At 32.0% G+C, this 21,794-nt stretch carries 24 protein-coding genes and 1 tRNA gene; 13 read left to right on the top strand and 12 right to left on the bottom strand.

Annotated features, from left to right (window positions below; all coding sequences use genetic code 11):
* Positions 1-38: 38 nt before the first annotated feature.
* The 3 genes from AC1EUV_RS12585 (at position 39) to AC1EUV_RS12575 (ending at position 2,979) form a co-directional block, all read left to right on the top strand.
* Positions 39-1,298, top strand: coding sequence for a type IX secretion system plug protein (locus AC1EUV_RS12585; protein ID WP_480199071.1), 1,260 nt, complete (start codon positions 39-41; stop codon positions 1,296-1,298).
* 87 nt (positions 1,299-1,385) lie between these two features.
* On the top strand, positions 1,386-1,772 hold the full coding sequence (gene apaG, locus AC1EUV_RS12580; RefSeq protein WP_480199070.1) for a Co2+/Mg2+ efflux protein ApaG: 387 nt from the start codon (positions 1,386-1,388) through the stop codon (positions 1,770-1,772).
* Between the two features lie 52 nt (positions 1,773-1,824).
* Positions 1,825-2,979: a DUF3667 domain-containing protein gene (locus AC1EUV_RS12575; protein WP_480199069.1), complete on the top strand. Its 1,155-nt coding sequence runs from the start codon at positions 1,825-1,827 to the stop codon at positions 2,977-2,979.
* On the opposite strand, the gene AC1EUV_RS12570 is transcribed toward AC1EUV_RS12575, so the two are convergent.
* Positions 2,976-3,680, bottom strand: coding sequence for an NRDE family protein (locus AC1EUV_RS12570; RefSeq protein WP_480199068.1), 705 nt, complete (start codon positions 3,678-3,680; stop codon positions 2,976-2,978). The genes AC1EUV_RS12575 and AC1EUV_RS12570 overlap by 4 nt on opposite strands.
* Before the next feature lie 70 nt (positions 3,681-3,750).
* On the opposite strand from AC1EUV_RS12570, the gene pruA reads away from it, so the two are divergent.
* Positions 3,751-5,376 carry an L-glutamate gamma-semialdehyde dehydrogenase gene (pruA, locus tag AC1EUV_RS12565; RefSeq protein WP_480199067.1) on the top strand — a complete coding sequence of 542 codons (1,626 nt, stop codon included), beginning with the start codon at positions 3,751-3,753 and terminating at the stop codon, positions 5,374-5,376.
* Positions 5,377-5,523: 147 nt separating this feature from the next.
* Here the strand turns inward: pruA and AC1EUV_RS12560 are convergent, their stop codons facing one another.
* The 5 genes from AC1EUV_RS12560 to rsmG all read right to left on the bottom strand — a co-directional run bounded on the left by AC1EUV_RS12560 (position 5,524) and on the right by rsmG (position 9,202).
* Complete coding sequence (locus AC1EUV_RS12560; RefSeq protein ID WP_480199066.1) at positions 5,524-6,291, bottom strand: nuclear transport factor 2 family protein; 768 nt, start codon at positions 6,289-6,291, stop codon at positions 5,524-5,526.
* Positions 6,284-6,919 carry a GntR family transcriptional regulator gene (locus tag AC1EUV_RS12555; RefSeq protein ID WP_480199065.1) on the bottom strand — a complete coding sequence of 212 codons (636 nt, stop codon included), beginning with the start codon at positions 6,917-6,919 and terminating at the stop codon, positions 6,284-6,286. Before AC1EUV_RS12555 ends, AC1EUV_RS12560 begins: the two co-directional genes overlap by 8 nt.
* A 239-nt stretch (positions 6,920-7,158) precedes the next feature.
* Positions 7,159-7,827, bottom strand: a complete 669-nt coding sequence (locus AC1EUV_RS12550; protein ID WP_480199064.1) for a porin family protein — start codon at positions 7,825-7,827, stop codon at positions 7,159-7,161.
* A 1-nt stretch (position 7,828) separates the two neighbouring features.
* Positions 7,829-8,512: a porin family protein gene (locus AC1EUV_RS12545; RefSeq protein ID WP_480199063.1), complete on the bottom strand. Its 684-nt coding sequence runs from the start codon at positions 8,510-8,512 to the stop codon at positions 7,829-7,831.
* A gap of 60 nt (positions 8,513-8,572) precedes the next feature.
* Positions 8,573-9,202: a 16S rRNA (guanine(527)-N(7))-methyltransferase RsmG gene (gene rsmG, locus AC1EUV_RS12540; RefSeq protein WP_480199062.1), complete on the bottom strand. Its 630-nt coding sequence runs from the start codon at positions 9,200-9,202 to the stop codon at positions 8,573-8,575.
* A gap of 116 nt (positions 9,203-9,318) precedes the next feature.
* Here rsmG and AC1EUV_RS12535 point away from each other — a divergent pair, with 116 nt between their 5' ends.
* The 5 genes from AC1EUV_RS12535 to AC1EUV_RS12515 all read left to right on the top strand — a co-directional run bounded on the left by AC1EUV_RS12535 (position 9,319) and on the right by AC1EUV_RS12515 (position 13,672).
* Positions 9,319-10,416 (top strand): fatty acid desaturase family protein, encoded by a 1,098-nt coding sequence (locus AC1EUV_RS12535; RefSeq protein ID WP_480199061.1) that lies wholly within the window; start codon positions 9,319-9,321, stop codon positions 10,414-10,416.
* A 183-nt stretch (positions 10,417-10,599) separates the two neighbouring features.
* Positions 10,600-11,730 (top strand): pyridoxal phosphate-dependent aminotransferase, encoded by a 1,131-nt coding sequence (locus AC1EUV_RS12530; RefSeq protein WP_480199293.1) that lies wholly within the window; start codon positions 10,600-10,602, stop codon positions 11,728-11,730.
* Positions 11,730-12,179 (top strand): acyl-CoA thioesterase, encoded by a 450-nt coding sequence (locus tag AC1EUV_RS12525; RefSeq protein ID WP_480199060.1) that lies wholly within the window; start codon positions 11,730-11,732, stop codon positions 12,177-12,179. Before AC1EUV_RS12530 ends, AC1EUV_RS12525 begins: the two co-directional genes overlap by 1 nt.
* Complete coding sequence (locus tag AC1EUV_RS12520; RefSeq protein ID WP_480199059.1) at positions 12,179-12,991, top strand: DNA/RNA non-specific endonuclease; 813 nt, start codon at positions 12,179-12,181, stop codon at positions 12,989-12,991. Before AC1EUV_RS12525 ends, AC1EUV_RS12520 begins: the two co-directional genes overlap by 1 nt.
* Before the next feature lie 255 nt (positions 12,992-13,246).
* A complete protein-coding gene (locus AC1EUV_RS12515; protein ID WP_480199058.1) occupies positions 13,247-13,672 on the top strand; it encodes a hypothetical protein in 426 nt (141 codons plus the stop codon).
* A 67-nt stretch (positions 13,673-13,739) separates the two neighbouring features.
* On the opposite strand, the gene AC1EUV_RS12510 is transcribed toward AC1EUV_RS12515, so the two are convergent.
* The 4 genes from AC1EUV_RS12510 to AC1EUV_RS12495 all read right to left on the bottom strand — a co-directional run bounded on the left by AC1EUV_RS12510 (position 13,740) and on the right by AC1EUV_RS12495 (position 16,799).
* Positions 13,740-14,375 carry a carbonic anhydrase family protein gene (locus AC1EUV_RS12510; protein WP_480199057.1) on the bottom strand — a complete coding sequence of 212 codons (636 nt, stop codon included), beginning with the start codon at positions 14,373-14,375 and terminating at the stop codon, positions 13,740-13,742.
* Between the two features lie 17 nt (positions 14,376-14,392).
* The gene (locus tag AC1EUV_RS12505) at positions 14,393-16,264 is read right to left on the bottom strand and encodes a SulP family inorganic anion transporter (protein WP_480199056.1); all 1,872 of its coding nucleotides are present in this window, start codon (positions 16,262-16,264) and stop codon (positions 14,393-14,395) included.
* A 56-nt stretch (positions 16,265-16,320) separates the two neighbouring features.
* On the bottom strand, positions 16,321-16,542 hold the full coding sequence (locus AC1EUV_RS12500; RefSeq protein ID WP_480199055.1) for a hypothetical protein: 222 nt from the start codon (positions 16,540-16,542) through the stop codon (positions 16,321-16,323).
* A gap of 175 nt (positions 16,543-16,717) precedes the next feature.
* Positions 16,718-16,799: transfer RNA gene (locus tag AC1EUV_RS12495), tRNA-Leu, on the bottom strand.
* 94 nt (positions 16,800-16,893) lie between these two features.
* On the opposite strand from AC1EUV_RS12495, the gene AC1EUV_RS12490 reads away from it, so the two are divergent.
* Positions 16,894-18,282 carry a dipeptidase gene (locus AC1EUV_RS12490; protein WP_480199054.1) on the top strand — a complete coding sequence of 463 codons (1,389 nt, stop codon included), beginning with the start codon at positions 16,894-16,896 and terminating at the stop codon, positions 18,280-18,282.
* A 4-nt stretch (positions 18,283-18,286) separates the two neighbouring features.
* Here the strand turns inward: AC1EUV_RS12490 and AC1EUV_RS12485 are convergent, their stop codons facing one another.
* Complete coding sequence (locus tag AC1EUV_RS12485; RefSeq protein WP_480199053.1) at positions 18,287-18,454, bottom strand: hypothetical protein; 168 nt, start codon at positions 18,452-18,454, stop codon at positions 18,287-18,289.
* Between the two features lie 167 nt (positions 18,455-18,621).
* Between AC1EUV_RS12485 and AC1EUV_RS12480 the strand changes: the two genes are divergently transcribed.
* Both AC1EUV_RS12480 and AC1EUV_RS12475 read left to right on the top strand, forming a co-directional pair.
* Positions 18,622-19,365, top strand: a complete 744-nt coding sequence (locus AC1EUV_RS12480) for a DUF4386 domain-containing protein (protein ID WP_480199052.1) — start codon at positions 18,622-18,624, stop codon at positions 19,363-19,365.
* Positions 19,366-19,457: 92 nt separating this feature from the next.
* Positions 19,458-20,558, top strand: coding sequence for a DUF4407 domain-containing protein (locus AC1EUV_RS12475; protein ID WP_480199051.1), 1,101 nt, complete (start codon positions 19,458-19,460; stop codon positions 20,556-20,558).
* Between the two features lie 93 nt (positions 20,559-20,651).
* Here the strand turns inward: AC1EUV_RS12475 and AC1EUV_RS12470 are convergent, their stop codons facing one another.
* Positions 20,652-21,230 (bottom strand): PhnA domain-containing protein, encoded by a 579-nt coding sequence (locus tag AC1EUV_RS12470; protein ID WP_480199050.1) that lies wholly within the window; start codon positions 21,228-21,230, stop codon positions 20,652-20,654.
* A 58-nt stretch (positions 21,231-21,288) separates the two neighbouring features.
* Between AC1EUV_RS12470 and AC1EUV_RS12465 the strand changes: the two genes are divergently transcribed.
* Positions 21,289-21,792 carry a GNAT family N-acetyltransferase gene (locus AC1EUV_RS12465; protein WP_480199049.1) on the top strand — a complete coding sequence of 168 codons (504 nt, stop codon included), beginning with the start codon at positions 21,289-21,291 and terminating at the stop codon, positions 21,790-21,792.
* The last annotated feature ends 2 nt before the right edge of the window (positions 21,793-21,794 follow it).

The following is a 21,794-nucleotide window of genomic DNA, read 5'->3' as shown; positions in this document are numbered from 1 at the left end:
TCGGTATGGCTTTTGATTTAGAGCTTTAAAATTTAGTAATGCAACAAAAAACAGCATCATTTCTTTTATTGATTTTAATTTCCTTTACGGGAAGTTTTTTATGGGCACAATCTAGCGTTATTGTAGATCCACCAGAAAATATTAAATCAATTGTACTACGATCCACATTAACAAATGATTACGCGTCCATTATTAAATTAGGAGGTACACTTGTTCTAGAATTTGATGATCTTAATGGTGATCAACAACAATATTCTTATAAAATTGAACACTACGATTATAATTGGCAAAAATCGAATCTTAATACTACCGAATATTTAGATGGATTTACATCTGATTGGATTCGCAACTTCGATAATTCTTTTAATTCCATTCAAGGATATACCCATTATAAATTACGACTACCTAACGATAATGTACGTATAAAAATAACTGGTAATTATGTTATTAGTGTTTTAGACGAAGAAGATGAAACTGTTTTTACAAGGCCATTTATAATATATCAACCAAAAGTAAATGTTGGTGTTAGCGTACATAGAAGTAGAGATATTGCTACAATAAACACCAAGCAAAATGTTCAGTTTTCTATAAATCATCCTGATTTGTTGATCAATAATCCTAGCTTAGAACTAAAAGTAGTTGTCTATCAAAATAATGATTGGAATACTGCCATAAAAGATGTAAAACCACAATTCATTCGCGGTAATCAATTACTATACAAATATGGAGCGAATGTGAATTTTTGGGCAGGTAATGAATTTTTATTTTTTGATACTAAGCAAATTCGAGGCGCTACCAATAATATAGCCAAAAGCGAATTAAAAGACCAATTCAATACATACTTATATACTGACGAAGAAAGATTACATAGACCCTATACTTATTACCCAGATGTTAATGGAAATTTTGTTTTAAGAACTGTAGACACTGATGACATAAATCTTGAAGGTGATTATTCTTGGGTACATTTTTCATTAGAAACTTTTGAAAATATAGGTGATGATTCTATCTACATTTATGGTGATTTTAATGATTGGCAACTAACTGAAGAAAATAAACTAACCTATAATGATGAGACAAGGTTATATCATGGTAAGTTATTCTTAAAGCAAGGGTTTTATAACTATCAATACGTCACTGCGAATAAAGAAGGTAATATAAATAACCATTCTATTGAAGGGTCATTTTATCAAACGGAAAACAATTATTCTGTACTTGTTTATTATAAACCTTTAGGTACCCGATATCAACAAGTTATTGGTATTGGCAATGCTAATTCAGAAAATTTACGCAACTAAATTTACAAGAAGCCATCTAATACCTAATTATAAGCAAGTTATAATTTGTTTTATATCTTTGCAATCACCATTTATTAGTATTCTATCATGGTACAACAAGTAACAAACGGCATTAAAATATCTGTAGACACAAATTTTGAAGGCACAACCTATCAAAACTACAGAATGTATTACACATTTAGCTATAGTGTTACTATCGAAAATCAAAGTAATGATTCTGTACAATTGATTAGCCGTCACTGGGATATTTTCGATTCACTTAAAAAGAGAGAAGTGGTAGATGGTGAAGGTGTAATAGGTAAAAAACCTATTTTAAAACCTAAAACCAGTCATACATATAACTCTTATTGTAATTTGGTATCGCCTGCTGGTTCTATGCGTGGCTATTACAACATGATAAACTTTACTACAACCAAAAACTTTAAGGTTATAATCCCGTCGTTTCAATTGAACGTACCTGCTGTTTTAAATTAGAACTACTCTTTTAATCATTTTCTAATTCTAAAAAATACGCTACTTTTAGGCGATGATTTCATTGTTTAAAAAGAAGAAAAAAGAAAAACTACCTGCAAGATTGCGTGGTAACACGTGTTTAAACTGTGAAATTCCGTTAAGTGGTGAAGAAAACTTTTGTCCAGATTGTGGGCAACGTAACAACACAAACCCTTTAAGTTTCAAGTTAGTTGTTGATGAATTTTTAGATAATTTTATATCAATTGACTCTCGTGTTTGGAACACTACGGTACCTCTTATTTTTAAACCTGGTAAAGTTGCTTACGAATTTATTTCTGGAAAGCGAAAAAACTTTGTAAATCCTTTTCGAACTTATTTAACTATATCACTGATTTTCTTTTTGATTTATGGAATACTTGGAAAGATAAGTGAATTCAGAGATGATGGTAAAAGTCAGTTTAAAGCAAATATTGTAAATTTTGATGCGCAAAATGAAAAAACTGATTCATTATCTGTTAAACAAAAAGATTCTATTACAAAGGCTACATTAGATCGGGTTCAGAAAAGTATTCCTATCGATATTGATTCTACCTTAAAAGCAAATAATGTAGATCTTGATAGTTTAAGTAAGCAAAATACAGATTTAGATTCTTTAAAGAGTAACTTTAGAAAAACCAATCCTTTCTTTAAGAAACTAAATGATTTTTATGATTACCATAAGAAAAATGAAGATCACTCGGTAGATCAAGCATTAGACAGTCTAGATTATAAAAATACATTTTGGAATCGATTTTACTATGATAAAGCCAAAGACTCTTATACTATGATGGAAGATAGAGGTGAAAGTTTTAATGAGCATATATTTTCTAATTTATCTTTAGCCATCTTCTTATTTCTACCTGTATTCGCTTTGTTTTTAAAATTTATCTATTTGCGTAGAGAATACACTTACATGGAGCATTTAGTTTTTGTGTTTTATACACAAACTGTTTTCTTTTTATTATTGTTGTTATTTATGATAATACATTTTTTCTCGAATGGAAAGGATGAATTATTTTTAATTGTACCAGCTCTATTTTCTGTTTATCTACTAATAGCCATGAAGGTTTTTTATAAACAAGGGTGGATTAAAACTATCATAAAATATATGATGGCAAACTTTGCATTTACAATAATAGCCACAATAGGGTTAACACTATTAACTGCAATCTCTTTTATTTTTTACTAAATATTAGTTTTTGAAACTTCTTTAGTAAAAATATCTTCATAGTTTATTGCAATCCTTCCAGAGACCCGTTTTATGGAAGTTACACTCACAGTACCTCCTAATTTTCTATCCATTAACACATCAATTCTTGGGTCTCCAATACCGGCATTATGATGAAATTCTAAAATAGATTCAGTATCAAATTCATTCTCTTTTTGCCAACCAGAAAACCAATCTCTTCGTAACTGTTTTATACCATTATCATACAAAGTAGACGAAGACCAAATAGCAGGTTCTTGAGGCATTGTCTTTGTACGCTTTTGTTTGCCATCCCAAACAAATTCAATCAATTCTAAAGTATTATTCCAATCTACAATTGCTAAGGTAAATTGCTCAACGCCATTTAAATCTACAGCTTCTAATCCTCTACGGATATTTCCTACTTTTAGCAACTCTTTTACAATAAGACCTCTACTCTTTTTGTAATGACTGAGTGATGTATGATATTCAAATCCTCCATTCAACAAACAGATCAATCTATTTTTAGAGCTCGTTCCTATCCATGTACCTCCAGCTTTGCCATCTTTTGGATACCACAAATCCACATCATCTTCAGTATATTTTTGCGGATGTTCAGCCCTTTCTCGAGCATACGGAACATCTCTACTAGACGTTAAAATAAAATCAGAATTTCCTAAAGGAAGATAACTTACAGTACACATTATTTATCGCTTCAATTTTCTTAACTTTGCGCTTCAAATTTAGTCGATTAACACTTAAAAACATACAATAATGGGTAAAGGATTTTTTCAAGTACCGGTAGCTGTAAACGAACCTGTAAAAGGGTATGCTCCTGGTTCACCCGAAAGAGATGCTGTTTTAAAGCAATACAAAGCATATTTTAATGGATCGGTAGATGTGCCTATGTACATTGGTAGCGAAGAAATTAAAACAGGAAACACTCGTAATATGACTCCTCCACATGATCATCAACAAGTTGTAGGTCAATATCATTTAGCAGAAAAAAAGCATGCTGAGCAAGCAATTTCAACCGCTTTAGAGGCTAGAAAAGAGTGGTCGCAAATGCCATGGGAACAACGTGCAGCTATCTTCTTAAGAGCTGCCGATTTATTAGCTGGTCCATACCGAGCAAAAATCAATGCAGCAACAATGATTGCACAATCTAAAACAGTACATCAAGCTGAGATTGATGCAGTGGCTGAGTTTATCGATTTTCTACGTTTTAATGTAGAATTTATGACTCAGATCTATGCTGAACAACCAGATTCGGCTGAAGGTATTTGGAACCGTGTTGAGTATAGACCATTAGAAGGTTTTGTATATGCTATTACACCATTTAACTTTACTGCTATTGCCGGTAATTTACCTGCTTCTGCAGCCATGATGGGCAATGTAGTAGTTTGGAAGCCTTCAGACAGTCAGATATTTTCCGCAAAAGTAATTGTAGATGTATTTAAAGAAGCTGGTGTGCCAGATGGAGTTATCAATGTAATTTATGGAGATCCAGTAATGATTACCGAAATTATGTTGGCTTCACCAGATTTTTCTGGTTTACACTTTACAGGATCTACTTTTGTATTTAAAGAGATTTGGAAAAATATTGGTGCTAATATTCATAACTATAAAACCTATCCAAGAATAGTTGGAGAAACTGGTGGTAAAGATTTTATTATTGCACACCCGTCAGCTAATCCTAAGCAAGTAGCTACAGGAATTTCTAGAGGTGCTTTCGAGTTTCAAGGACAAAAATGTTCTGCAGCTTCGAGAGTGTATTTACCAGAATCTATTGCAGACGAAGTATTAGCTTTTGTAAGAGAAGATGTAAAGTCATTTAAAATGGGATCTCCAGAAGATTTGAGCAATTTTATTACAGCTGTTATTCATGAAGGCTCATTTGATAAACTAGCAAAATATATAGATGGTGCAAGGGCAGATGATGATGCCGATATTATTGCTGGTGGTAGTTACGATAAATCTAAAGGATATTTTATAGAACCAACAGTTATTTTAGCTAAAGACCCAAAATATACAACTATGTGTACCGAATTATTTGGGCCAGTAGTTACAGTTTATGTGTATAAAGATAAAGACTGGGTAAAAACACTTGAGTTAGTTGATGGTACATCGGAATATGCTCTAACAGGAGCTGTGTTCTCTACTGATAGATATGCAGTTGTAGAAGCTACTAAAGCATTAGAAAATTGTGCTGGTAATTTCTATATAAACGATAAGCCAACTGGAGCAGTTGTTGGCCAACAACCATTTGGTGGAGCCAGAGCATCAGGAACAAATGATAAAGCAGGTTCTGCTCAAAACTTATTACGTTGGGTATCACCTAGATTGATAAAAGAAACATTTGTTTCTCCAGAAGATTATAGATATCCTTTCTTAGGATAATATTGTTCTGACCCAAAAGAATCTATAAACCACATCGTTTGATGTGGTTTTTTGTGTTTGGCTTCCTTATTTGACAAGGTTTATCTTGAAAAAGAGGATAAATGGCAAACTAGTCTCATTATTACGTATTGTTAAAATGCAATAGAGTTATTTTCGTTCAGAAATACGTTCGCAAGCCACTTTCCAGCCTGAATTTAATCTAAATAACACAAGGTATCGTGTCGTATTTATAACTGGGTAATCTGTCCTAACAATAGCTAGTCTATCATAAACGCCGGTTATTGAAACCAATTTTATTTCATGATCTGTTAGTTGAGGTTCATTAGCTATTATATAAGTATTTTTTGATAAAAGTTTTGAATCAAAACTTTTATCTTTTATCTGGGTACTATAAAAACGTTCAATACTTTCCAATAATTGATCAGATGGCAAAGCATTATATTTTTTTTCTTTATACACCCAAAGTTTGTCTATAATTATCCAAGCATTATCAATTTTGGCCAAAAAGAATAATGTAGCGCTCCTGGATGGCGATTTGTCAATTCTGACAAATGCTAATTGATCATGAATCACCTCTACCGCTCCAATTTTACGTTGGCTAGCATAATCTTCAAAATTACCGCGATTTTTAGCTCGATTTATGAATGTTTGCTTATCCTCAATATGTATAAAATTATTATCGGTTCCATCATTATCCCTCATCTGCCATGAACTATGAAATGAAGCGTTCAACTTTTCTTCATTGCCGTATTCAACTCCCTCATAATAATCAGCCATTATATAAACAATATCATTTACGGCATCATTATACTGATTTATTATTTTGGTGTCAAATATAAATTCCTTCTCATCATTTTTCTGTGCCGTGATAATAGTTAACATTAACAAATTAAGCATTAATAAATAGTTACGCATTCTTAAAATAATTTTCGGTTATAAAATATTCACTTGTCAACCAATTTTTCTTAATTGCAGCTATAGCAGCCATAATATCATTCTTTTTTAACGCCTCAATGATAAGATTATGACCATTGGTAGAGCGCAAAATACTTCCATCCTTCTTCATGTATTCTAATTCATAAAAAAAGACTCTTATCTTCATATCATTCAAGATTTGTTTTGTTATATGGTTATTAAAATTTTTAATAAGAGTATTATGAAACTTAAGATCGTATTTAACCACTTGGTCTATCTTTTTGGCATTTAAAATTTTATTATTAATAGTTATAAGTTTTTCAATTTGCGTGGAAGAAAAAGTGCTATTTTCTACAGCAAGACACTCTAAACAACTTATCAAAGGATAGATTTCTGACGCTTCTTGTGCTGATAATTCAGGCAAAAAAAAGCCACGATTTGGTATTACCTCAACTATCCCCGCCTGCTGAAGTTGAGTTAACGCCTCACGTATTGGTGTTAAACTTACATTTATTTGTTCAGCTATTTTAGGCAGAGAGAGTCTTTGCCCAAAAGAAAGTTTCCTCTCTAGCATTTGCCTTTGTAAATATTCTTTAACCTGTTCTCTAAGTGCTATTTTTTGAATCATAAGCAAAAATAATATATTATATATTATTTATTGAAAATAAAATTGTTAAACTTTTAATAAAGCCAAATACATCTGTACAAACATGTAATTGAATCCGTCATAAGCACGTATAACTTAAAACAAAGAATATGACACTTAATTAAACATCTATTTCATATAGACGCTAAAAGAGAAGGTATTTTTAAGGAATCAAAACAAGAACAATCTTTATTTGAGAAAAAAATTGCTGAAATACCTAATTAGTTAAATCGATATTCAAAATTTAAACTGAATACCGAATTTCTTCGTTTATCTCCATTATCGTAAATCGCCAATTCACCTTTAAATAATCTATTAAACCCATAATTGTATCGAAGCCCAAATCCTAGATTATCATTTATATCATAACCTATACCTAGGTTTATACCGAAGTTAAAATCACTCTCGTCGACCAATTCATTACCTTCATTTACAACCCCTTGATCGGTAACCACTATTCTATCTGACTTTATACGAAATACGTAGTCTAGCTGTGGACCAGCTTCAACGCTAAAATCTTCTGACACATAGTATTTTATCATTATAGGTAAAATGATATTAGATTCAGATTGTTTCCCATTAATATCACCTTTGATAAAAAAAGGGTCATTTGGTGTTTGAGGTAGAATAATATTTGATAAAGAAATATCGTAGCTTGTCCCTTGTAAACTATAAAGCAATTCAGGTTGCAGATATAATCCATCAGCTAATTCAATTCTCGCAAATCCACCTAATTGAAAACCTAATTTATACTTGTAATCAAATGGACCATTAAAATTTTCAGTAAATGCTGCTAAGTTAACTCCTCCTTTTACTCCAAATATTACTTTTTGAGCTAATCCGAACTGAAACCATAAAAAGAGAACAGAAAATAGAGTTATTTTTTTCATTTTATTCAAAATTATAACCTAAACTCAGTTGTATTGTGTAATTTTTTAATGGAGAACCTTGAAAAACTTTTGTGAAACCATAGTTATATCTAAGCCCTAAATTAAGATTATCATAAAAATCATAACCCAGTCCGACGCTTAATCCTAAATCAAACTCATTCTTATTTTCAATATCAACCTTTCCTTCACCCAAAGATTCGATAATCTCGTCTGAAACTCCTCCGCTATCTATAATTTTATTATTAAATTTTCCACTCAACATATATCCAACTTGAGGACCAGCTTCAACACTAATTTGATTATTTAAATAATACCTTACCAATATTGGCAGATTTAAATAAGATAGATTTGTATTAACCCTAACTTCCAAAGAATTGGTTATAGCATTTCCAAACTGATTTTCAAGAAAAATATCACTTATTTTTTGAGTACTTCCCTGTAGAGAAAAAAGAAGTTCTGGTTGCAAATAAAGTTTGTCTGAAAGTTCAATTTTCACAAACCCTCCTAAATGATATCCTACTCTAATTTTGTGAGCAAGACCAGAGTCGTTCAAAAAATCTATTGTTTCGTTTGATCCTCTTAAACTTGAAAAATTAACCCCTCCTTTTGCCCCAAAAGTAGCCTTTTGAGCAGTAGAAAATTGAAAACAAGTAATTGTAAATATTAATAATAATATCTTTTTCATAATTGATTTTTGGTTTAGTGAACAAATAAACCAAATTTGGATCAAATAAAAAAGTTATAATTAAGGCTTATATTTTAGCGGTAAATGCACTACTTTTTTAGTATCAAAAAAGTCTTCTTTAAAATAATCAGATAGATTATAAAGTGTTGCCTTTGGAAAATTGGCAAGTTCTTCTTTAAGGTCGCCACCCTTTAAATAAAGAATTCCATTCGCCAATTCATGTTTTTGTTTTTTTGCAACCTTTTTACGTGTCCATTTTACAAAATCGTTCATATTGGTAACAGCTCGGCTTACAATAAAATCGAATTCTCCTTTTACTTTTTCAGCACGACCGTGCTCAGCTTTTATATTTTGTAATCCTATAGCAGCAGCCACTTCATTCACCACTTTTATTTTTTTACCAATAGAATCTACTAGATAAAACTTAGTTTCGGGAAATAAAATTGCCAGCGGAATTCCAGGAAAACCACCACCTGTACCAACATCCAAAATCTTAGAACCTGGCTTAAGTTCTTGCACCTTTGCTATACCTAATGAATGTAACGCATGACGCAAATAAAGCTCATCAATATCCTTGCGAGAAATAACATTTATTTGAGCATTCCAATGCTTATAAAGCTCTTCCAGTTTAGCAAATTGTGATAACTGTTGGTCGTCTAAATCAGTAAAATAAGTAGTAATCAATTTCATATTCAGAATGCAAAACTACACTATCTTGTTAAAAATTTAATAAATTAGTGCAGTAAACATCCTATAAATCAAAAATGATGTAGCTTTGCGCCATCTAAAAAAGATAACAACTCACTATGTCAAATTCTATAGCTGTAAAATTTTCGAGAGTCGATTCTGCTAAATTTTTTAGAACACTTAACAAAAGAATCAACTCCTATTTTAAAGAACGAAAAATAAAAAAAACAGGCAACTGGAAACTATATTTAAAAACAGTTGTAATGTTCACACTATTATTAGCTCCATTTATACTTCTACTCACATTAGACTTACCGGGGTGGGTACAAATACTATTTATGGTCATAACCGGAGTTGGTATTGCTGGAGTTGGTATGAATGTTATGCATGATGCCAATCACGAATCATACTCTAGTAAAAAATGGATCAATAAATTAATGGGTAGTAGTATACATATCCTCGCTGGGAATGATTACAACTGGAAAGTACAGCACAATGTTTTACATCACACTTATACAAACATTCAAGGACATGATGAAGATATAGATGCTGGTAGAGTAATTCGTTTTTCGAGACATGCAAAATGGTATAGCTTTCATAGATACCAAAAATATTATTCTATTTTCTTATATGGTTTGCTGACAATTAATTGGGCAATTACAACCGATTTCAAGCAGACTTATTTATATCTAAAAAGAAAATTGTCTTATGGCAAAATGCCAAATCCAGCCACTCAGTGGACAAAGTTAATTATAGGAAAAATCATTTACTATTCACTTTGGGTTGTACTACCTCTAGCTGTTGGCTATAGCTGGTGGCAAGTTTTAATTGGTTTTTTAATTATGCACTATACAGCAGGTATTATTTTAAGTGTAGTTTTTCAATTAGCACATGTTATGCCAGATACCGACATGCCTGTACCAGATTCTGAAGGAAACATGAAAAACACTTGGGCAATTCATCAATTATTTACGACCGCAAATTTTGCACCAAAAAACAAAATAGTGGGTTGGTTTACCGGTGGATTAAACAGGCAAATAGAACATCATTTGTTTTCTCATATTAGTCATGTTCATTATAAAGATTTGGCTAAAATTGTAAAGAAAACCGCCCTAGAGTTTAATTTACCATACAACGAATATCAAACAACTAGAGCGGCTATTATTTCTCATTTTCAACAATTAAAAGAATTAGGTAAAAAGCCTGCTTTAGCCTAGTTATATTTCACATTATTTTAATTTTAGTTGCATTCATAACTTTTTGCAATTAAAAGTAATTCTGTCTGATTATTTATAAGGTATAAATATTTATTTTTGCCTATCAATTATTTAATAATGATCGCAACACAGCAATTACTTTCAGATAGAATAAATAATTTACCTGTTTCTCAAACGCTTGCAATGGCTGCTAAAGCCCGAGAATTAAAAGCTGAAGGTAAAGATATAATTAGTTTAAGTTTAGGTGAACCTGATTTTAACACACCAGATTTTATCAAAGAAGCCGCTAAGCAAGCTATTGATGAAAATTATAATTCTTATACTCCTGTGAACGGATATTTAGAATTACGAGAAGCTGTTTGTAGAAAATTTAAACGCGATAATGATTTGGATTATAATGAAAATCAAATTGTAGTTTCTACAGGAGCGAAGCAATCAATTGCAAATGTTGCTCAAGTATTGCTAAACCCTGGTGATGAAGTTTTATTACCCGCACCATATTGGGTAAGTTACTCTGCAATTGCTATGTTATCAGAGGCAACGTATACAGAAATACCTTCGTCAATTGAAACTAATTTTAAGATTACACCAGCCCAATTAGAAGCCGCTATTACGCCAAAAACAAAGATGATATTCTTTAATTCGCCTAATAACCCAAGTGGTTCTTCATACACCGAAAATGAATATCGTGCATTGGCAACCGTATTGGAGAAACATCCAGAAATTTACATTCTGTCGGATGAAATTTATGAGCATATAAATTACGGTGAACCAACTTTCAGTTTTGCAAAAATTGAAAGCATGTATGATAGAACCATTACGGTAAATGGTGTTGCTAAGGCTTTTGCTATGACTGGATGGCGAATTGGTTATATCGGCGCACCCGCTTGGATTGCCAAAGCATGTACAAAAATGCAAGGACAAATAACTTCTGGAGCAAATTGTATAGCTCAACGTGCGACCATTACCGCTTTAGACGCTCCTGTTTCTAAGATTCTATACATGGTAGATGAATTCAAGGTGCGTAGAAACATAGTATTGAATTTACTTGATGAAATAGATGGTATGTCTGCCAATATACCAAGTGGAGCGTTTTATGTTTTTCCTGATGTTTCTTCTTTTTTTGGAAAAACCATTGATAATTATAAAATAAATAATGCAACCGATTTTTCCCTGTTTTTGTTAGAAAAAGCAAATGTGGCAACCGTTACCGGTGATGCTTTTGGTGCTCCTAACAATATCAGAATTTCGTACGCAGCCTCAACTGAAGAATTAAAAGAAGCATTTAAACGAATTAAGAGTGTACTTAGTTAATGATTTTTAAAATTAACTATCATACAAAATGGGCAGATTTTGACGCTAATAAACATATGCGTCATACGGCCTATAATGATTATGCCGCCGCATGTAGAATACGTTTTTTTAACGAACATGGTTTTGGAGTTGAACGTTTTGAAAAAGAAAATTTTGGACCAATTTTGTTTAAAGAAGAAACATCTTTCGTTAGAGAAATAAAATTAGGGGAAGATATTTCTGTTGATCTTCTCTTAGAAGGAATGTCTGATAAAGGTGAACGTTTCAAAATGTTTCATCGTATCTATAAACAAGATGGAACCTTAGCTGCAGAAATTAAAATTTATGCAGCTTGGATTGATCTTGAAAAACGAAAATTGACTGCTCCCCCTGAAGCAGCAATTAAAATGTTTAAGTCATTACAACGTACCGAAGATTATCAAGATATTTTAATTAAAAGTAAGTCTTAATGCTTAAGAATAAAGCAATTGCTTATCCGTTAATTATCCTTCTGGTAGCTACTATTTTATATTTAGTTACTCCAGCATCCGACAAGGAAACTATCACTAATGAATCTGTAAAAAAAGAAGAACAACAATCAACAACTCATTTTAACTTTTTACCAACTTCTACAACTAATCAGGTTATAAAACATAATTATTATACGCTCTCATATAGTGAGCCACATGAACAAGCAGAATGGGTAGCTTATGAGTTAAAAAAAGAGCATCTATCTAATACTAATAGAAAACGTCCTTTATTTGAATTGGATAAAAAAGTAAAAACAAAATCAGCCCATTGGGGTAATTTTAAAAATTCTGGTTATAGCAAAGGACATCTATTACCTGCCGGAGATCGTAAATTTTCTAAAAGCGCTTATAATAATACCTTTTTAACGAGTAATATCTCACCTCAAAAACATGATTTTAATGTTGGTGTTTGGAATCGGCTAGAACAAAAAGTACGTTATTGGGCTAGTAAAGAACGACATCTGTATGTAGTTACTGGAGGTATTTTAAAAGATAATTTAAAAACTATTGGTCGTGAAAAAGTTACTGTACCAAGCCAATTCTATAAAATATTGTTGGATTATTCTGAACCAGAAATTAAAGCCATTGCTTTTTTAGTACCCCATACAGCATCTAAACGCCCCCTTTATGAATTTGCAACCTCAATTGATAAAATTGAATCTTTAACAGGAATAGATTTTTTCCCTGCTCTTCCTGATGATCTAGAAAAAAAACTAGAACAATCTTCTAGCTATAAAAATTGGAGCTTTTAGCTAATTGAAATACTCTCCTTTAAGATCCCTATTAATCTATCTAATTCTTTATTCTGACTGGTAAATAACAAGAAGGCCATTAAAGGAATCATAGTCGTTCCGTTTATAATAATTGAAGCAGTCTTTTAAGTAATTTTTTTCATAATGGTTCGTAGTTGTACTTAATAAAAACATCTATAAAGAGGAGATTCCTACCATCAATTAAAATTCTTTTCATTAACTTTCTGACCATTAACCAATTAAACTTAAATAATTATGTTTTCAAAATCGAATTTATTAGCTACTCTTGCTGGATTTATAGTTTGTTTTTTCCTAGGCTATTTAATTTATGGAATCCTTACTCATGACTTTTTTGCAAGCCATGCATTAACTGATGGGGTTATGAAAGAGGAAGGAGAGATGTTGTATATAGCTTTGGGTTGTTTAGTTCAATCTTTTATTATGGCGACATTATACTCTAAATGGGCTCGAGGAGCTCACAGCTTAAAAGAAGGGTTTGAATTTGGTGCTCTTGTTGGTGTTTTTGTAGGATTTGGTATAGGGCTATTGAATTATGGCGTTATGAATCTTTCTGACTTAACTGGGCACTTAGCAGACGGATTTATTAGTATTATTCTTTTCGGGTTAATAGGAATGGCTATAGCCTTTGCTTATAAAGCTACCTCAGCAAAAGAAGCTTAAGTTCATTCAATGTATAAAAATAAAAAGCCGCTCAATAAGCGGCTTTTTATTTTAAGTTAAAATATTATTATACCATTTCTACTTTACCAGTTTGCAAACTGTAAACTCCACCAACTATTTGAATTTCGCCATTGTCTTCCATTTCTTTAAGAATAGAACTTCCTTCACGAATTCGATCAATAGTCATTTTTACATTGTTTTCTACAGTTTTTGCTACAAATGCACTGTTAGATGAATTCAATTCTCCATCTACTTCATCAGAAGATTTTTTAACAGCTGGTAAAATATTACCTAACATTGAGGTAATATTACCTAGTTCAACACCATCACAAGCAGCTTTTACAGCTCCACAAGCTTCGTGACCAAGAACCAAAACAAGTTTACTTCCTGCTACTTTACACGAATACTCCATACTTCCAAGAATATCCGTATTTTCAAAGTTACCAGCTACACGAGCTACGAATACATCACCAATTGCTTGATCGAAAACTGTTTCTACAGGAACTCTTGAATCGATACAAGATAAAATAACAGCTTTAGGAAACTGACCACCTGTTGTTTGACTTACCAAAGCAGCATTATCTAATGTATTCGATGATCCGCCTGTAAATCTATTATTACCATCCAATAAATCTTGCAAAACACTCGATGGTGTTAAAGCACTTTGCATCTCTTTTGTAACAGCTATATTTTTAATTGCCATAATTTTATTTTTTAAGTTTACTTACTATCTTTTACATTTTCTTTTACCCAAGCAATACATTCATCAAATGTTTCGAATATATGCTCATTTGGTATAAAATCAGGAATAATATCAATTCGTTCCATCATATATTTTGGCTGAGGAAGCAATCCAACAAATAATGCCTCAACATTACTCTTTTTAAGGTCTTGAAGCATGTCTTCCATAGCATAAAGACCAGACTGATCCATATACTGCATTCTATCTAAACGCATAATTACCATTTCAGCCGTATTAGGTATTTGTTGCGCTAACGCTTGAAAGTCACTTGTTGAACCAAAAAATAAGGGTCCTTTAATATGCTTTATAAAGACTTCCTCTTTTAAATTTTCAGGAAAGCTACTCTCATCAGCCCAAGCTTTTTCCTTTTTTAAGGTTTTAACATCGGAGCGTTCAGCAGTAAGATCTCCAATCTTTTTCATGAACATTAATGATGCGATAACTAAACCTATTCCAACCGCGAAAACTAAGTCCCAGAAAGAAGAAAGTACTAATACAATCAACATAATTAATACTTCTGAACTCAATTTTAATGGTCCTAACTTTATATCCTTAGGTAAAGCAGGTATAGCTCGTAGTCCTTTGTAATCCATTACACCAATACCAACCGTTATTAAAATTCCAGCTAATACAGCTGCAGGAATTTGCGAGGCTAAATTAGGTAAACCAGGAATCATCAAAATACTGAATAATAAAATTCCAGCAATCATACCAGACAATTTAGTCTTACCTCCAGAATTAATATTTACAACAGTTCTAATAGTTGCTCCCGCTCCAGGAATACCTCCAAAAAGTGCTGCAATACTATTACCTATACCCTGACCTACTAATTCTTTATTTGGCTTGTGCTTTGTTTTGGTCATGTTGTCCGCAACAATACTCGTTAATAAAGAATCTATTGCACCTAAAAGGGACAATGCTAATGCCGTAAAAATATATGGCGTTATAGAACTTAACTTAAAATCTGTAATAATTCCTAAATTTGGCATAGGGAGACCTTCTGGAATTTTTGGTATTGGCTTATAATCTAAACCTCCAAGTATAGCTATTGCCGACATGACAACTAATGCGACCAATGTACTTGGAACTTTAGTTGTTATTCGTTTAAAACCATAAATAATAAAAATGGTTCCAAGTGCCAATATAAGCTCTAGCCAGCTAATATTTTGCAATGCTCTTGGCAATACTTTAAGAGATCCTAGTACACCAGATGCATTTTTAGCAGCTAAGGTTTTTGATTCTTTTAGGATATCAGCCTGAGTGACTTTTTCTGCTCTTGTTATTGTTTCTTTAAAGTTTTCTAAAACTAAGATTCCTTCGCCAGCTTCTTCTTTAAGAATATTCTCCAAGATTACTTCTTCAGCTTGAGGTTTAAACCTTTCAACGTATTCTGCATCCTCTTTAGGATAATATCCTAAAGCAGGAAGAATCTGAGTAACTAAAATAATTACACCTATAGCGGTCATAAAGCCAGAAACTACTGGATAAGGAATATACCTAATATATTTTCCTAAACCTATAGCTCCTAAACCTATTTGCATTAAACCAGCTAATAGAAACACAGTTAAAATTGCAGGCAACGCTTTATTAACATCACCATCATTGGCTGCAATTATTCCTGCAATAATTACCATACTCACTGCCGTCATTGGTGCGGTAGGTCCTGAGATCTGAGTGTTTGTTCCTCCAAATAGAGCAGCGAAGAAACTGATAAAAATAGCACCATATAAACCTGCACTAGGCCCTAAACCTGATGAAACACCAAATGCTAGCGCTAACGGTAAAGCTACAATACCAGCTGTGATACCACCAAAAGCATCACCTTTTATGTTTGAAAATAAATTTTTCATTTAAATAAATTCTGTAAGATTATACTAATTAATTGATTGTTGTCTAAAATAGATTCTTAGCTTAAATCAGGAGGTGGTGAGGTTATATTACTATATGAACCTGAATATAATTTTGAATAATAATGGTTTTCTTTTCCATTATTACTAAACAATTCTGAAGGAGTAATTTTAGCTATTTCTAAAAATTTAACTTCAGCATCTTTAAGTGTTTCTCTTTCTTTATTTTCCTCTTCAGATATATCTAATATAAAAACAATATCCTGAGAATCATCGCACATATAAAGTATACTTGGTGCCACAACACTAGCAAGAAAAAGCAATGAAAAGAAAAAAGAAAGATATTTTCTAAACACTTCTGTTTGATTTTTTGAAATGCAAATATAAGATTTACCGCTTACATGTATATTAAAATATTCTTAAATAAAAGAGCTCTCAAAAATTTGAGAGCTCTTGTGCGGCTGAAGGGAGTCGAACCCCCACGCCTCGCGGCACTAGATCCTAAGTCTAGCGTGTCTACCAATTCCACCACAGCCGCAGAATTGTGGGTGCAAATATAATCAATCTAGCTAAATAGCAAAGCTGCCCATCTATATTTTTATTACTTTTGAAATTCTTATAATTTTCAACTAATGAACACAGTAAAATCATATTTAGATCAACATAAAGATCGTTTTTTAAATGAGTTAATTGAATTACTTAAAATACCTTCAATAAGTGCAGATTCTGCTTATAAAAAAGATGTTCTTAAGACATCAGAGGCAATTAAAAATTCTTTAGAAAAAGCTGGCTGTGACATTGTTGAAATTTGTGAAACTCCTGGATATCCTATAGTTTACGGAGAGAAAATTATTGATGAAAATTTGCCAACTGTATTGGTGTATGGACATTATGATGTACAACCACCTGACCCATTAGATTTATGGGATTCACCACCGTTTGAACCGGTTATTAAAAGTACTGATAAGCATCCCGAGGGAGCTATTTTTGCAAGAGGATCTTGTGATGATAAAGGGCAATTATACATGCATGTTAAAGCTCTAGAATATATGATTTCTACCAATCAGTTGCCATGTAACGTAAAGTTTATGATAGAAGGCGAAGAGGAAGTTGGTTCCGAAAGTTTAGCATGGTTTGTTCCAAGAAATAAGGAAAAATTAGCCAATGATGTTATTTTAATTTCTGATACAGGAATGATTGCTAATGATATTCCATCAATTACTACAGGATTACGGGGTTTAAGCTACGTAGAAGTTGAAGTTACTGGACCGAATAGAGATCTTCATTCTGGCTTATATGGAGGTGCTGTTGCCAATCCTATCAATATTCTAACAAAAATGATTGCGTCATTACATGATGATAACAATCATATTACTATTCCAGGGTTTTATGATAAAGTTGAAAATCTTTCCGCCGAAGAGCGAGCTGAAATGGCCAAGGCACCTTTCTCTTTAGAAGACTATAAATCTGCTCTAGATATTGAAGATATTTATGGTGAAAAAGGGTATACCACAAACGAACGAAATTCTATTCGACCAACATTAGATGTAAATGGTATTTGGGGTGGTTATATTGGTGAAGGCGCTAAAACAGTTATTGCAAGTAAGGCATATGCTAAAATATCTATGCGATTAGTACCTAATCAAGACTGGGAAGAAATTACTCAACTATTCAAAACTCATTTTGAAAGTATTGCTCCTAAGGGTGTAAAAGTCAAAGTAAAACCTCACCATGGCGGTCAAGGCTATGTAACACCAATTGATAGCATAGGTTACCAAGCTGCAAGTAAAGCTTACGCTGAAACTTTCGGGAAAACTCCAATTCCACAGAGAAGTGGTGGAAGTATACCTATTGTTTCACTTTTTGAAAAAGAATTGAAAAGTAAAACTATTTTAATGGGCTTTGGTTTGAATAGCGATGCTATACATTCGCCGAACGAACATTTTGGCGTTTGGAATTACCTAAAAGGAATAGAAACCATTCCTTGGTTTTATAAATATTTTGCTGAATTAAAATCTTAATTATCTATAAACTATCTAAGGAGTTAAAATAGCCTAGTTCATCATTACCTTTTCTTAAAGATTTACGATCTAGGTGATTTTTACTTTCTTTTTTATTCTTTTTTACAAGCTTACTTAAAGTAGATAATTTAAATATTTCTGACTTGAGTCTTTTATAATCCAATTCTGACATTTTAATATTGTTTGTGCTTTTGTATTAATAACAACTAAAGAGCAATAATTCCTAACTACAGAAATGTTAAAAAAGGTTATCTACATATTAAACGGCGGTTTGTACTATTAAATAAGTAACATCTTTTCTAATTATTCGTCATATTAATACAACCAAATCACTTATCCATGGATTCAACCAAAAGAGTAGCTCATTTAGCAGGATTCTTCTATTTACTGCTTGCCATTTTTGGTGTTATAAGCATCATGATCGTCCCCTCTCAATTAATTAATTGGAATGATTATTTAGATACTTGGTCAAAAATAAGTAGCCCAGAGAAAATATATTTTTTCAACCTTCTTAATGGGAAAGGATTATTATTTCTTGGAATAGTTTCAGGAATAATTGGTTATACAGCTTATATATTTTTAGCTGTTTGGCTATATAAACTATTTCACCAAACATCAAAATTTGCCACAATAAGTTTAATGGTTTTTGTTTTTGCAAGTATTCCTTTTACATTTTCAGCACTAACACATTTAGCAGAAATTATTCCGCTAATAAATGGGGGTGAACATTTATCATCTTATAGCAATAAAGAATTAGCAACCGAAGCTTTTTTATCGTTAAAAGCCTATGGAAGTGGCCTTACGTTGGCAGAAATTTTTTGGGGATTATGGCTTTTTCCATTCGGTTATTTAGTATACAAGTCTGGCTTTTTACCAAAGTTACTTGGCATCGCACTCATGCTAGGCTGTTTTTATTATTTACTAGAAGTATTACGCTACTTTCTAATTCCTGACATTAATACAAATGTAATTTATGAAATACTGTCATACGCAGCAATGATTGGTGAGATGGGTACAATGCTATGGTTACTCATAGTTGGAACTAGATGGCTAGAGTGGAAAAAAAAATTATTTAGCAAGTAAAGATAAAAAGTGTCTACATAAACATAATTTTAACTTTTTAATCGTAACATTTTATGATTCTTAGCGTTAAATTATAATATACTCCTTTTCTCATGATCAAAAATTTCTTTTGGATGTGCTCTGGCGCAGATCCTGACTTACTCAACGAAAGCCCAAAATCTGAACAAATTAAATATGCTGGTATTGGCGGAACTGTATTTTTTACAGCAGTGATGGCCCTTATTTCTGGTTCTTACGCTTTATTTACAGTCTTTGACAATGTTTATTTAGCAATTGCTTTTGGCCTTATTTGGGGCTTGTTGATTTTTAATCTTGATCGTTTTATAGTTTCCACTATTAAAAAACGTGATAATGTTTGGAAGGAATTAATTCAGGCTTCGCCAAGGATTATTTTGGCAGTTATTATTGCCATTGTAATTTCTAAACCTTTAGAGATGAAAATTTTTGAAAAGGAGATCAATCAGGTGTTACTGGAACAAAAGAATGAATTGACATTACAAAATCAGGATCAAATAGCTCAACAATTTACACCAGAAATTGCACGAATTAATTCTGAGATTCAATCGTTACAAAATACCGTTGACGCTAAAGAAAAAGAGGTAAATGATCTTTATGAAACTTATATCGCTGAAGCCGAAGGAAGAAAAGGCACCTTGCTTTTAGGTAAAGGACCTGTTTATAAAGAAAAACGAGAAAAGCATGATGTTCTTCTGCAGGAGTTACAACAATTAAAAGAGGACAGTAAAACCAAAATTTCTGAAAAAGAAACTACAATAGCCACACTAAGAGCCAAGCAAGATTCTCAGGTAACTTCAAGTCAACCAATTATTGATGGTTTTGACGGATTGATGGCAAGAATAAATGCTTTAGGTGAATTGGCTTGGTTTCCATCATTTTTTATTCTATTACTCTTTTTAGCTATTGAAACTGCTCCAGTTTTTGCTAAAGTAATGGCTCCAAAAGGGGCATATGATCTAAAGCTAGAAGAACAAGAAAACGCTTTATCAGTTTGGGTTACGCAGCAAAAAAATCAACGTGCTGCTATGTTGGCTACAGATACTACTCTAAATGAAAAAGTATACTATGATGTATCTGAAGATCAAGAAGTATATGATTACAAGAAGAAAAAAGCAAAAGAATTATTTAATAAACAGTCTGATGCTTTTTATAAAAAACAAACTGATTTATTATAGTCAGTTCGAGTAAAATTGTTTCAATTTTGTATCGAGAACTGGTAAATAAAGCTTCTCTATACAATTTTCTAAAGAAAATCACTCGAAGTGACATTATAGTTTTTTAACGTAATCTGTAATAATTACAATTTGAGTAGCACCAACTTTACCTTCAATATAATTGGCATTGTCTCTGTCTAAAGAAATTCTACGTACTGCCGTTCCTTGTTTAGCAACCATACTGGATCCTTTTACTTTTAAATCCTTAATTAACACCACAGAATCACCAGCTTGTAAAATAACTCCATTACAGTCTCTATGGATTATTTTTTCGCTTTCCTCTAATCCTTCACCAGTAGCTTTTGCAAATTTTAGATCATCATCATCTAGGTACATCATATCTAATAAATCTTGCGGCCAACCTTCAGATTTTAATCTAGATAACATTCTCCAAACCACAACTTTTACCGCTCTATGCTCACTCCACATACTATCATTTAAACAACGCCAATGATTTACATTAGTTATATCAGAGTTTTCTATTTGATTAATACAAATAACGCATCCTAAAAGGTTTCCATCAACACCTCCTGCAGAAATAGGTGGTATTTCATATATTTTTAAATCAGTTGTTGCCGAACACAATTCACATTGTTTTCCACTTCTTTCTTCCAAGTCTTGTAGCAAACTCATCCTATAAATTTAGCATAGCAAAAGTAGCCTTTTAAATTTATCTGATTATTTTTATCATATGAATTTAGAAAGTGATCGACTAATAATAAGGGACGCTAAAGTAAGTGATGCATCATTTTATTTTGAATTGTTTAATGACTCCGATTGGAAAGAATTTATTAATGATAAAGGATTAAAAACAATAGAAGAAACAAAAACTTATTTAAAGGATATTCTATTGAAAAATTTACAATTAAATGGATTAGGGTTTTTCACCGTTGTTCTAAAAGAAACTAATGAACCCATAGGCGCGTCAACAGCTTTACAAAGGGAAAAATTAGAATTTATAGATGTTGGATATGGTTTTTTACCAAAAGGGAGAGGAAAAGGTTATGCAACAGAAGCTACCATATTAATTATGGAATATGTAAGAAAAAAATTTAAACAGAAAAAAGTCTATGCTTTTACAATGCCTAAAAATGAAAAATCTCAAAAATTATTGAAAAATCTTAATTTTAAATATATAGGCTTAAAGGCTGTTTTTGAAGATGGTAAAGATGCCGTTTATGAATATACTTTTTAAAA

Source organism: Maritimimonas sp. 2304DJ26-3 (genome assembly GCF_056591635.1).
Note: the sequence above shows the minus strand (reverse complement) of the source record. Positions and strands in the feature narration are given on the sequence as shown.